Source organism: Hallella colorans (assembly GCF_003096815.1).
In the GTDB taxonomy this organism is placed as follows: domain Bacteria; phylum Bacteroidota; class Bacteroidia; order Bacteroidales; family Bacteroidaceae; genus Prevotella; species Prevotella colorans.
In genome coordinates, this window is record NZ_QENY01000017.1 from 42488 (window position 1) to 54782 (window position 12295).

20 protein-coding genes are annotated in these 12295 nt (G+C 43.0%); all 20 read right to left on the reverse strand.

What is annotated here, in order from left to right:
- Positions 1-19: 19 nt before the first annotated feature.
- Positions 20-592, reverse strand: coding sequence for a 50S ribosomal protein L6 (rplF, locus tag C7379_RS09035; RefSeq protein ID WP_116617029.1), 573 nt, complete (start codon positions 590-592; stop codon positions 20-22).
- A gap of 15 nt (positions 593-607) precedes the next feature.
- Positions 608-1003 carry a 30S ribosomal protein S8 gene (gene rpsH, locus C7379_RS09040; RefSeq protein WP_116617030.1) on the reverse strand — a complete coding sequence of 132 codons (396 nt, stop codon included), beginning with the start codon at positions 1001-1003 and terminating at the stop codon, positions 608-610.
- Between the two features lie 118 nt (positions 1004-1121).
- The gene (gene rpsN, locus C7379_RS09045) at positions 1122-1424 is read right to left on the reverse strand and encodes a 30S ribosomal protein S14 (protein ID WP_116617031.1); all 303 of its coding nucleotides are present in this window, start codon (positions 1422-1424) and stop codon (positions 1122-1124) included.
- Positions 1425-1430: 6 nt separating this feature from the next.
- A complete protein-coding gene (gene rplE / locus C7379_RS09050) occupies positions 1431-1985 on the reverse strand; it encodes a 50S ribosomal protein L5 (RefSeq protein ID WP_116617032.1) in 555 nt (184 codons plus the stop codon).
- Entirely contained in the window at positions 1985-2302 is a 318-nt protein-coding gene (gene rplX, locus C7379_RS09055) for a 50S ribosomal protein L24 (RefSeq protein ID WP_036893616.1), read from the reverse strand. Before rplX ends, rplE begins: the two co-directional genes overlap by 1 nt.
- 19 nt (positions 2303-2321) lie before the next feature.
- The gene (gene rplN / locus C7379_RS09060) at positions 2322-2687 is read right to left on the reverse strand and encodes a 50S ribosomal protein L14 (protein WP_036893615.1); all 366 of its coding nucleotides are present in this window, start codon (positions 2685-2687) and stop codon (positions 2322-2324) included.
- Positions 2688-2689: 2 nt separating this feature from the next.
- On the reverse strand, positions 2690-2947 hold the full coding sequence (gene rpsQ / locus C7379_RS09065; protein WP_036893613.1) for a 30S ribosomal protein S17: 258 nt from the start codon (positions 2945-2947) through the stop codon (positions 2690-2692).
- Between the two features lie 7 nt (positions 2948-2954).
- Positions 2955-3149: a 50S ribosomal protein L29 gene (gene rpmC / locus C7379_RS09070; RefSeq protein ID WP_036893611.1), complete on the reverse strand. Its 195-nt coding sequence runs from the start codon at positions 3147-3149 to the stop codon at positions 2955-2957.
- Positions 3150-3151: 2 nt separating this feature from the next.
- Positions 3152-3580 carry a 50S ribosomal protein L16 gene (gene rplP, locus C7379_RS09075; RefSeq protein ID WP_116617033.1) on the reverse strand — a complete coding sequence of 143 codons (429 nt, stop codon included), beginning with the start codon at positions 3578-3580 and terminating at the stop codon, positions 3152-3154.
- Positions 3581-3594: 14 nt separating this feature from the next.
- Positions 3595-4320: a 30S ribosomal protein S3 gene (rpsC, locus tag C7379_RS09080; RefSeq protein ID WP_116617034.1), complete on the reverse strand. Its 726-nt coding sequence runs from the start codon at positions 4318-4320 to the stop codon at positions 3595-3597.
- A gap of 5 nt (positions 4321-4325) precedes the next feature.
- Positions 4326-4733 (reverse strand): 50S ribosomal protein L22, encoded by a 408-nt coding sequence (rplV, locus tag C7379_RS09085; RefSeq protein ID WP_036893607.1) that lies wholly within the window; start codon positions 4731-4733, stop codon positions 4326-4328.
- 35 nt (positions 4734-4768) lie between these two features.
- The gene (rpsS, locus tag C7379_RS09090; RefSeq protein WP_036893606.1) at positions 4769-5038 is read right to left on the reverse strand and encodes a 30S ribosomal protein S19; all 270 of its coding nucleotides are present in this window, start codon (positions 5036-5038) and stop codon (positions 4769-4771) included.
- 22 nt (positions 5039-5060) lie between these two features.
- Entirely contained in the window at positions 5061-5888 is an 828-nt protein-coding gene (gene rplB / locus C7379_RS09095; RefSeq protein ID WP_116617035.1) for a 50S ribosomal protein L2, read from the reverse strand.
- 7 nt (positions 5889-5895) lie between these two features.
- The gene (gene rplW, locus C7379_RS09100; RefSeq protein ID WP_116617036.1) at positions 5896-6189 is read right to left on the reverse strand and encodes a 50S ribosomal protein L23; all 294 of its coding nucleotides are present in this window, start codon (positions 6187-6189) and stop codon (positions 5896-5898) included.
- A 17-nt stretch (positions 6190-6206) separates the two neighbouring features.
- Complete coding sequence (gene rplD / locus C7379_RS09105; protein ID WP_116617037.1) at positions 6207-6836, reverse strand: 50S ribosomal protein L4; 630 nt, start codon at positions 6834-6836, stop codon at positions 6207-6209.
- Entirely contained in the window at positions 6836-7450 is a 615-nt protein-coding gene (gene rplC / locus C7379_RS09110; RefSeq protein WP_116617038.1) for a 50S ribosomal protein L3, read from the reverse strand. Before rplC ends, rplD begins: the two co-directional genes overlap by 1 nt.
- 82 nt (positions 7451-7532) lie before the next feature.
- On the reverse strand, positions 7533-7838 hold the full coding sequence (gene rpsJ / locus C7379_RS09115; protein WP_116617039.1) for a 30S ribosomal protein S10: 306 nt from the start codon (positions 7836-7838) through the stop codon (positions 7533-7535).
- A 79-nt stretch (positions 7839-7917) separates the two neighbouring features.
- Positions 7918-10023 carry an elongation factor G gene (gene fusA / locus C7379_RS09120; RefSeq protein ID WP_116617040.1) on the reverse strand — a complete coding sequence of 702 codons (2106 nt, stop codon included), beginning with the start codon at positions 10021-10023 and terminating at the stop codon, positions 7918-7920.
- A gap of 29 nt (positions 10024-10052) precedes the next feature.
- Positions 10053-10529: a 30S ribosomal protein S7 gene (rpsG, locus tag C7379_RS09125; protein WP_036893598.1), complete on the reverse strand. Its 477-nt coding sequence runs from the start codon at positions 10527-10529 to the stop codon at positions 10053-10055.
- A gap of 183 nt (positions 10530-10712) precedes the next feature.
- Positions 10713-11093, reverse strand: coding sequence for a 30S ribosomal protein S12 (gene rpsL / locus C7379_RS09130; RefSeq protein ID WP_036893596.1), 381 nt, complete (start codon positions 11091-11093; stop codon positions 10713-10715).
- Between the last annotated feature and the right edge of the window lie 1202 nt (positions 11094-12295).

A 12295-nucleotide genomic window follows, 5' to 3' on the forward strand; every position in this document is an offset into this window, starting at 1 on the left:
CATAAACTCTTAATAAAATTTACTTAGCAGCTGCTGTCTTACCAGACTTTCTGCGAATAACTTCGCCCTTAAACAAGATACCCTTACCCTTATAAGGTTCAGGCTTACGGAAAGAACGAATTTTTGCACAAATCAACCCTAACAACTGCTTGTCTGCACTTTGAAGAGTGATGACCGGACTTTGATTTCTCTCAGACTTTGTTTCAACCTTGACTTCTTTCGGCAACTCCAAATAGATTGGGTGAGTATAGCCAAGTGAGAACTCTATAAGATTTCCTTGATTTGAAACACGGTAACCAACACCGACAAGTACAAGCTCTTTTGTGTAGCCCTCGCTAACACCAACAACCATATTATTGATCAAAGAGCGGTACAAACCATGAAAAGCCTGTTTTTGTTTATAATCTATAGGGCTGCTCTCGTCAATTTCAAGAACAATTTGACCGTCGTTATTATTCAATTTAATAGAAGAGCTAATCTCTTGGGCAAGCTCTCCCTTGGGCCCTTTTACAGTAACGATATTACTTTTCTCATCGAAGCTAACCGTAACTCCTGATGGTATGCTAATTGGTAATTTTCCTATTCTAGACATATTCAAATCCTCCAATTAATAGATGTAGCAAAGAATCTCACCACCAATCTTCAAGTCGCGCGCTTCTTTGTCTGTCATTACACCTTGCGACGTGGATAAAATAGCAATACCCAGTCCATTAATTACTCTCGGCATATCTTTGTATCCAGTATACATTCGTAAACCTGGCGAAGACACGCGCTTCAAACTCTTGATAGCATTTTGTTTTGATACAGGGTTATACTTCAATGCTACTTTAATAGTTCCCTGTGGTCCATCTTCGATAAACTTGTAGTTTAAGATGTAACCCTTTTCGAAGAGAATCTTAGTAATCGATTTCTTCATGTTAGATGCAGGAATCTCCACGACACGATGATGTGCCATAATCGCATTCCTCAATCTTGTCAGATAATCTGCTATTGGATCTGTCATAAATATAAAGTTTAATTAATCGGGACTACCCCGACAATATTAAAAATATCTTCCTATACAAATCAAGGTTGTTAGCGGTCCCACATGACTAACAAGCCTTAACTATTCCATAAAGATTCTACCAGCTTGCCTTTTTAATTCCTGGTATAAGTCCCTGTGATGCCATCTCGCGAAACTGGATACGAGAGATTCCAAATTGGCGAATGTATCCCTTTGGACGTCCCGTGATTTTACAACGGTTATGAAGACGAATGGGATTTGCATTCTTTGGAATTGCCTGAAGCTTACGAGCAGCCTCATACGCCTCTGCAGGGTTTTCAGTAGTCGCGATAATCTTTTTTAAAGCCGCACGTTTCTCTGCATATCGAGCAACAAGTTTCTCACGCTTTACCTCGCGAGCTTTCATTGATTCTTTTGCCATATTACATTAATCGTTTTTAGCATTTTTAAAAGGAAGTCCGAAACCTTTCAGAAGTGCATAGCCCTCTTCGTCAGTTTTCGCAGAAGTAACAAACGTTATATTCATACCCTGAATACGATCTATTTGATCAATATTGATTTCCGGGAAAATTATCTGCTCTGTCACGCCAAGCGTGTAGTTGCCACGACCATCAAACTTAGTATTAACACCCTTAAAGTCACGGATGCGGGGCAAAGCCACACGAACAAGTTTCTCAAGAAACTCATACATGCGCTCACGACGTAATGTAACCATAACTCCAATAGGCATTTTTTTACGAAGCTTAAAGTTTGCAATATCCTTCTTAGAATATGTAGTTACTGCTTTTTGACCGGCGATGGTACTAATCTCGTTGATAGCCACATCGATAATCTTCTTATCTTGTGTAGCGTCACCCAGTCCCTGATTAATAACTATCTTTTCTAATACAGGTACTTGCATACTTGAGGAATAATTGAATTGCTTCTTCAGAGCAGGAGCAATCTCATCCTTATATTGCTTTTTTAATTGTGCTGTATTCATTACTTAATTACCTCCCCTGATTTTTTTGCGATACGAATGACATTCTTACCTTCATGTTTTATAGAAACACGAGTAGCCTTGCCACTCTTTGGGTCGACATGATTCAAATTAGATACATGTATTGGCGCCTCTTGCTTAATAATTCCTCCTTGAGGATACTTCGCTGAGGGCTTAGTGCTTTTTGACACCATGTTGACACCTTCTACAATGGCGCGGTTATCATCAACCATAACCTTGAGCACCTTGCCAGTCTTACCCTTGTCCGCACCAGCAATGACAATCACGGTATCACCTTTTCTTATATGTAACTTACTCATTACTTTAATTTTTTATATATTAAAGAACCTCAGGTGCTAAGGAAACCACTTTCATATTGATAGCACGCAACTCTCTGGCAACAGGACCAAAAATACGACTTCCACGAAGCTCACCTGCATTGTTTAACAACACGCAAGCATTGTCGTCGAAACGTATATATGATCCATCTTGACGACGGATTTCTTTTTTTGTGCGAACAACCAAAGCTTTAGATACCGCACCCTTCTTCAAATCGCTGTTTGGTATAACGTTCTTGACAGAAACGACAATCACGTCACCAACGCTCGCATAACGGCGGCCCGTGCCTCCAAGTACACGAATGCACATGGCTTCACGCGCACCACTGTTATCACATACTGTAAGTTTAGTTAATGCCTGTATCATAATTACTTAGCTTTTTCTACGATTTGTATTAATCTCCATCTCTTAGTACGAGAAAGAGGGCGCGTTTCCATAATTTGTACGGTATCGCCTACATGAGCTTCATTTTTCTCGTCGTGAGCGTGGTATTTCTTTGTCTTTTGGACAAACTTACCATAAATTGGGTGCTTCTCTTTAAACTTAGCAGCGATCACGATAGTCTTGTCCATCTTGTCGCTCACCACTACACCTTGTCTTACTTTTCTTAAATTTCTTGTTTCCATCTGTTTTTTACTTAACAAGTTCTCTTTGACGAAGTACAGTTTTCATGCGTGCGACATCACGACGAACAGCTTTAATCTGCATCGGATTCTCAAGCGGAGTAACTTGATGGTTAAGCTTCATATTGTTCAAAGCTGCCTCTGTTTGCTCCAGCTTCTCGCGCAAGTCCTTGTCGGCGAGTTGTTTTATTTCTTCAATCTTCATAATTAAGCGTTTTTATCGTAATCACGTCTTACCACAAACTTGGTTTTAACAGGAAGTTTTTGAGCGGCAAGTCGAAGTGCCTCCTTGGCAACATCAAAACTTACGCCCTCTACTTCGAAAAGGATGCGTCCAGGAGTAACAGGTGCAACCCATCCAGCTGGGTCACCTTTACCTTTACCCATACGCACATCAGCAGGTTTGCGTGTGATTGGTTTATCCGGGAAGATACGTATCCACACTTGCCCCTCACGATTCATGTAACGGTTGACAGCTACACGTGCTGCCTCTATCTGGCGACTATCAATCCATTTTGGCTCAAGCGTTTTGATACCAAACGAACCGAAGACCAGTTGTGTGCCACGGTGTGCGTTGCCTTTGTTGCCACGCCCATCTTGCGGCCTTCTATATTTTACTCTTTTCGGCTGTAACATAGTAACTTCTTCTTTTAACGGTTATTACTTCTTCTACGACCACCACGACTTTGTCTTCCTAAGCCACGATTGCCACTCTGGCGTTCCTGAGAGAAGTTAGGAGCCAAGTCACGTTTTCCGTAAACCTCACCACGGCATATCCAAACCTTTATTCCAAGAAGACCTACTTTGGTCAACGCCTCTGTCTGGCAATAATCTATGTCAGCGCGGAAAGTATGCAGGGGGGTACGTCCTTCCTTGTACATTTCCTTTCTTGCCATTTCAGCACCATTCAAACGTCCACTGATTTGGACCTTGATACCTTCTGCTCCGGCGCGCATAGTGTTTTGGATAGCCATTTTAATAGCACGACGGTAAGCCATCATATGCTCTATTTGGCTTGCTATGTTATTAGCGACAATAGTAGCGTCAAGCTCAGGTTTCTTAACCTCGAAAATATTGATTTGAATGTCCTTGTTATAAAGTTTTTTCAACTCTTCTTTCAGCTTGTCAACATCTTGACCACCTTTACCAATAACGATACCCGGACGGGCAGTACAAATAGTAATGGTAACCAATTTCAAAGTGCGCTCAATGACAATTCGCGAAACGCTGGCTTTTTCCAAGCGTTTGTTCAAATACTTGCGGATTTTTTTATCTTCTACGATATTTTCTCCGAAGCTCTTGCCACCAAACCAATTTGAATCCCAACCACGGATAATGCCGAGGCGATTGCTTATTGGATTAACTTTCTGTCCCATTCTATTTATTCTTTTACGTCGTTAGTTTTGGCATCAACAAAGAGTGTTACGTGGTTAGAACGTTTGCGTATTCTATAACCACGACCTTGTGGTGCTGGTCTCATACGTTTCATTGTGACACCTTCGTCAACGAAGACCTTACTTATATAGAGTTCACCATCTTCTGCCTTGCGCTCATTCTTCGTCTCCCAGTTTGCGATGGCAGAGCGCAGCAGTTTCTCCACATCAGCAGCAGCGTGCTTCTTGGAGAATCTCAATACTCCAAGGGCTCTGTTCACTTCCATTCCACGGATCATATCTACAACGTAGCGCATCTTGCGTGGAGAGGAGGGAACACCCTTTAGCTTAGCGAAGTATTGATTTTTGCGGGCTTCTTTTAATTTTTCAGCCGCGATATGTTTTCTTGCTCCCATTATTAATTTACTTGTTTAAAAAATCTTAGTCCCCTTTACTTTTTATTATTACCAGAGTGACCACCAAAACGGCGGGTAGGAGAAAACTCTCCGAGCTTATGACCTACCATGTTCTCAGTAATGTAAACAGGGATAAATTTATTTCCGTTATGAACTGCAACAGTGTGACCCACGAAATCCGGGGAAATCATTGAAGCTCTAGCCCATGTCTTTACAACATTTTTCTTTCCACTCTCGTTCATCGCAAGAATTTTTTTCTCAAGAGAAACATTGATATATGGACCTTTTTTAAGTGAACGACTCATAATTTTACTCTGATTATCTTAATTACTTCTTATTAGCTCTTTCAATAATATACTTGTTTGAAAGCTTCTTTGGTGCGCGAGTCTTGAGCCCTTTTGCGTACAATCCCTTACGAGAACGAGGATGCCCACCAGATTGGCGACCTTCGCCACCACCCATTGGGTGATCCACAGGGTTCATAACAACACCACGGTTGTGTGGACGACGTCCCAACCAACGAGAACGTCCTGCCTTACCAGAGCGTTCCAATCCATGGTCAGAGTTACCAACACTACCCACAGTAGCCTTACAAGTAGAGAGAATTAAACGTGTCTCTCCTGAAGGAAGTTTAATAACGCAATAAGCGCCATCACGAGAAGTTAACTGAGCAAAATTACCAGCCGAACGAACAAGCAATGCACCCTGTCCTGGACGCAACTCAATATTATGAATCACGGTACCTACAGGAATGTTAGCTAATGGTAATGCATTTCCAACCTCAGGGGCTGCCTCAGCTCCCGACATCAAAGTTGCACCCACCTTCAGTCCGTTAGGAGCAATAATGTAACGTTTTTCACCATCTGCGTAGTACAACAGAGCAATTCGAGAAGATCTGTTAGGATCATACTCGATTGTCTTAACTACAGCAGGAACACCATCTTTCTCTCGCTTGAAGTCGATAAAACGATACTTCTGTCTATGACCGCCACCTATGTAGCGCACAGTCATCTTACCGGTGTTGTTTCGACCACCGGTCTTACGTTTTCCGTAAACGAGAGACTTTTCTGGCACGGATGCAGTAATTTCCTCGAACGTGCCAATAATCTTGTGTCTTTGTCCCGGTGTAACCGGTTTTAATTTACGTACTGCCATTTCTTATTTATAAATTGCTGTAAAAATCAATCATATCGCCATCTTTCAAAGTGACGATAGCTTTCTTGAACGCGTTTTTTTGGCCTTTCACAAGACCTGCTTTTGTATAGCGACTCGAACGCTTGCCCGAGTAGCGCGCCGTATTCACATCTAACACCGTAACATTGTACAGGCTCTCTACCTCTTTTTTTATCTCGAGTTTATTAGCTTCGGGGCGAACCAGAAAACCGTAACGGCTGGGCTGTTTGTCTGTAATCTTGGTCATCTTCTCAGTGACCAGCGGTTTGATTATAAATGCCATAATTATAGTTCTCCTCTTTACTTGTTTAAGATATTGTCGATTGTCTTCAACGAACTTTCAGCCATGACAAGAACATCTGCATTCAAAATTTTATACGTATTGATTGCATTTGCTGTCATAACTTCTGCCTTTTGAATGTTACGAGCGGACAAATATACGTTTTTATTAACTTCTGGCAAAACCACAAGCGTCTTTTTACCTTCAACTTTAAGATTTTTAGCTATATTTATAAAATCTTTAGTCTTCGGAGAGGCCAAGTCAAAATCATCTACTACAATGATCGCATTTTCTTGAGCCTTATAAGACAACGCAGATTTGCGAGCAAGAACTTTTACTTTTTTGTTAAGTTTTATACTGTAATCGCGTGGCTGTGGTCCAAACACACGACCGCCACCCACCAATACAGGAGAGTTGATGTCACCGCGACGTGCTCCACCACCACCTTTTTGACGACCGAGCTTACGGGTGGAACCCGAGCGTTCACTTCTTTCCTTAGTTTTAGCAGTTCCCTGACGCTGGCCAGCAAGATACCTCTTTACATCCAAGTAAATGACGTGATCGTTAGGCTCAATCCCAAAGATAGCCTCATTCAAGGTTACCTTTCTTCCAGTCTCTTGACCGTTGATATTTAAAACACTAACTTCCATTACTTTTCAATTAAAACAGTTGAACCATTGCAACCGGCAAAAGAACCTTTCACAATAAGGAGGTTCTGCTCCGGAATTACTTTTAACACCTTGAGGTTCTGTGTGGTAACACGATCACCTCCCATTTGGCCACCCATGCGCATGCCCTTAAAGACCTTCGCTGGATAAGAACAGGCACCAATAGAACCCGGTTTGCGAGCGCGGTCATCTTGGCCGTGTGTGCTTTGGCCTACACCACCAAATCCGTGACGTTTAACAACTCCTTGGAAACCTTTTCCCTTAGAGGTGCCAACCACGTCAACAAAATCAGCGTCAGCAAATAGCTCCACTGTGATAGTATCGCCGAGGTTATACTCCTCGTCAAACTTGAACTCGGCCAAGTGCTTCTTTGGTGTTGTGCCCGCCTTTTTAAAAATTCCGGCCATAGGCTTGGTGGTTCTTTTTTCTTTAGCCTCACCAAAACCAAGCTGAACAGCTTTGTAGCCATCTTTCTCTACAGTCTTAACCTGGGTTACAACACAAGGACCAGCTTCGATAACAGTGCACGGCACATTTTTACCGTCGGCACTGAACACGGATGTCATTCCGATTTTTCTTCCAATTAATCCTGGCATTTCAATAAATGTTTATTAAAGATATAAAATTTCTTTTTTGTGTATCCTAAACTTCATAGCTGCTATTATGCGCTACGCAAAACTATACCTTGATTTCTACTTCTACACCTGAGGGCAACTCAAGTTTCATCAAAGAATCCACAGTTTTGCTTGTGGCGCTGTAGATGTCTATAAGACGCTTGTAAGAAGACAACTGAAACTGTTCACGCGCTTTTTTGTTAACAAACGTAGAACGGTTCACGGTGTAGATGCGCTTGTGTGTTGGCAATGGAATAGGGCCACTTACAATGGCTCCCGTACTCTTGACAGCCTTTACAATTTGCTCAGCCGATTTATCAACCAACTGATGGTCATAGCTTTTCAGCTTGATACGAATTTTTTGACTCATGTGTCTTGTTATTGTTATTTATATATCAAAGAGGGCTCTGCTTAAGAGTCGTTCGCTAAGCAGCGCTCTCCTGTCTTTATTATTTCTTTAGTTCTTCCAGCACTTGCTCTGCAAGAGACTGGGACAAAGGTGCGTGATGATCATACTCCATAGAGCTCGTGGCACGACCAGACGTAATGGTACGCAAAGCTGTCACATAGCCAAACATCTCTGACAATGGTACCATGGCTTTCACGATACGAGCGCCACTACGAGCCTCGTCCATGCCTTGAACCATGCCACGACGCTTGTTCAAGTCGCCAATCACATCACCCATATTCTCTTCAGGTGTCACTACCTCTACCTTCATGATAGGCTCCATCAAGACAGGGCCTGCTTTTTGGCAAACGTTTCTGAAAGCTGCGTGAGCAGCGAGCTCAAACGAGAGTTGGTCAGAGTCCACTGGGTGGAAGCTACCATCAACAAGCGTAACCTTCATGTCAGTCATTGGGAAACCGCCGAGGATACCATTTTTCATAGAATCCTTGAAACCTTTTTCTACAGAGGGGATAAACTCCTTAGGAACGTTACCACCTTTGACTTCGTTTACAAACTGCAAGTCACCTTCTGTATAATCGGGATCTTTTGGACCCACATTAACAATAATATCGGCAAATTTACCACGACCACCACTTTGCTTCTTGTAAACCTCGCGCCATGCGTCAACGTTCTTGGTAATAGCTTCTTTGTAGTTAACCTGTGGCTTACCTTGGTTGCACTCAACCTTGAACTCACGTTTCAAACGGTCGATGATAATATCGAGGTGAAGCTCGCCCATACCAGAGATAATAGTCTGTCCACTTTGCTCATCTGTATGAACCGTGAACGTAGGATCCTCCTCTGACAACTTGGCCAGGCCATTATCAAGCTTGGCAACATCCGCCTGACTTTTCGGCTCCACTGCGATAGAAATCACCGTGTCTGGGAATGTCATAGACTCCAAAACGATAGGTTTGTTCTCGTCGCAAAGGGTATCACCCGTACGAATGTCCTTAAAACCTACACCTGCTCCGATATCACCAGCATCAATGCTTTCCATAGGAATTTCTTGGTGTGAGTTCATTTGGAACAACCTACTGATGCGCTCACGTTTTCCTGTACGTGGATTGTAAACGTACGAACCAGCCACTACTTTACCAGAGTATACACGGAAATATACCAAACGCCCCATAAATGGGTCTGTGGCTATCTTGAAAGCCAAAGCAGCCGTAGGTTCTTGCTCACTGGGTTTGCGATCTTCTTCTTGGTCGTTTTCTGGGTTGGTACCAACAATATTCTCAGTGTCAAGAGGCGAAGGCAAGAACGCACAAATATAATCAAGCAATGGCTGCACGCCTTTGTTTTTATACGATGAACCCAACAGCATAGGTGTGCACTCCATAGAGATACATCCTTTGCGGAGAGCCCTGATTAACTCTTCCTCTGTAATTGTGGAAGCGTCTTCAAGATATTTCTCCATCAAGTCATCGTCATAGTTGGCAGCACCCTCAAGCAGTTTATCACGCCACTCGGCAGCTTCGTCAACAAGATCGGCTGGTATATCCTCTATATCATATTCCGCTCCCATCGTTTCGTCGTGCCAAAGTATGGCTTTCATCTTGATAAGGTCTACCACACCTTTGAAGTTCTCCTCTGCACCAATTGGTATTTGAATGGCGATAGGATTTGCCCCCAAAATATCTTTCATCTGTCGCACAGTCTCAAAAAAGTCTGCACCCGAACGGTCCATTTTGTTAACATATCCTATACGAGGAACGTTGTATTTGTCTGCCTGACGCCACACCGTTTCGCTCTGGGGCTGAACGCCATCAGCTGCCGAATATGTAGCGACTGCGCCATCGAGCACGCGCAAAGAGCGTTCCACCTCAGCGGTAAAGTCAACGTGACCCGGAGTGTCAATCAAGTTTATCTTGAAAGATTTGCCATTCCAGTTCCAATTACAAGTAGTAGCAGCGGATGTTATCGTAATACCACGCTCCTGCTCCTGTGCCATCCAGTCCATCGTAGCCGCGCCATCATGCACCTCACCTATTTTGTGAGTCTTGCCTGTATAGAACAGTATACGCTCAGACGTTGTTGTCTTACCGGCATCGATGTGGGCCATAATACCGATATTGCGAGTCAAATGTAAATCGCGATTTGCCATTGTCTTATTATCCTTTATAAATACCTTGATTAGAACCGGAAGTGAGCGAACGCACGGTTGGCCTCGGCCATACGGTGCATATCCTCCTTACGCTTGTAAGCGCCACCCTGATTATTATATGCGTCCATTATCTCCGCGGCCAATTTTTCAGCCATACTCTTGCCACCACGTTTACGCGCGAAAGAAATCATATTCTTCATAGACACGCTCTCTTTACGATCCGCACGTATCTCTGTAGGAACTTGGAATGTGGCTCCACCTATACGGCGGCTCTTAACCTCCACCATAGGGGTGATATTGTCGAGCGCTTGCTTCCATATCTCAAGCGGAGACTTCTCTTCTTTTTCTGACTTTGTCTTTACAATGTCAAGAGCCTTGTAGAAAATGTCATACGAGGTGTTCTTCTTGCCATCATACATCAAGTGGTTCACAAACTTGGAGACCTTTTGGTCGCCAAACACTGGATCCGGAAGGATCACACGTTTCTTTGGTTTTGCTTTTCTCATTTCTTAATAAACTATATTCTGTCTGGGGCTGTCATCGTTTGTTCTTCAACGCCCTCTCCCGGGCATTTACTCAACCATCTTTAACTTCTCCAGCAAAACTAAATAAAATAAACTTCTTAAAAAGCCTCGAGTCCTTGGCCGTTAAAATTTAACGATTGCCCCCGACTCTCAGCATTGATTTCTTTACTTCTTAGCTTTTGGACGCTTGGCTCCATACTTGGAACGACGCTGCGTGCGGTTTGCCACGCCTGCGGTGTCCAGAGAGCCTCGCACGATGTGATAACGCACACCGGGAAGATCTTTTACACGACCACCACGTACCAAAACGATCGAGTGCTCTTGAAGGTTGTGACCTTCTCCCGGTATATAGGAGTTCACTTCCTTCTGGTTTGTTAAACGAACACGGGCAACCTTGCGCATTGCCGAATTAGGCTTCTTAGGCGTTGTTGTGTAGACGCGGACACAAACCCCGCGGCGCTGTGGACATCCGTCCAGGGCCGGAGACTTGCTCTGCTCCTTCAAAACGCTTCTGCCTTTACGTACCAATTGTTGAATTGTAGGCATAATTTAATTATTTAATTTATATATTTATTATTTGAAATCAATGCATTACGGGCGAGCGAACACTACATGCCCACTTGACATATATATACAATACACCCGTTTCGGGGTGCAAAGGTACAAAGAATACATGGAAAATATCACCCTATTAGAAACAAAATAAAATATATCGTCCCAATTTATGATTATTTAACATAATGATGGCGCCATCCCTTCAATCTCTCAAAACAACAAAAAAAGTGTAAGATGGCATGTACTTGCTTTTAAAAAGTGCAGGTAAAAAACACGACAAAACACCTTATGAGAATGGCTTATTTTGAAAAAAGAAGTATGACTGACGCAAATAGGCAAGAAATGAGAGCGTTTCACAGATAGCAGTGTGTCAACACCTTACACAGATATCTATAAAATTTGCAAGATATTGACACAAGCTGACTTTACGATTAGTGGCTAATGCCGCCGTGAATGGACTCTAAAGGCACGCTGAAAAAGGCTTAATGGCCGAGCCTTTCGGTTCGAATCGCATGGCCAATAAACACCAATGGCAAAAATTGCCACGCGAAACAACTGAGAAACTGCGCGGGCAAAGCAAAAAATACGTTCAAAACTTTGCTAAAAGGCTACTATTAATACCACTTGTTTTTTTGATATAAAATTGACAAAACAGGTGCAAGTTCTTCTTTGGTGGGCGGTGGCTTGGTAGCAGGTTCTCATTTGTGATTATTGTCATTGCTATACGTCGACAACGAAAGCCAGCTTATGCGGAGCACATTGTGGCAATAGTTACAGTGGGCGGATTACGGACGGCGGCGCGGAAGCGAGACCTCCAACAATGGCTACCACTACGTCGACATTTCTAAATGATGCTTATTCCGCCATTTCGTCCCATGACATAGTCAGGCATAGAAGTTCCGTCACGAACAAATCCGACCACCAACAAAGGCTCGCCTTCTTTTATTTCGGACAGCATGAAGCTATCGTCTGTCTGAAGTTGGCTGTTCTACAACGCAACGGGACAAAACGTAGTTGGAGGCGGGCACTTCTAACATGGAATGAAAACATGGGCGATGGTAATAACCCGATTTTGCACACATCTCATGAATTAAGAATTTACAGAGGCCAGTTTGACAAAAAGTAGTCGCTTTATTGACAGGTAAGCTTTAAATCATTCACCCAAGAAGAGTTGAACAAATTCTATTAGTATT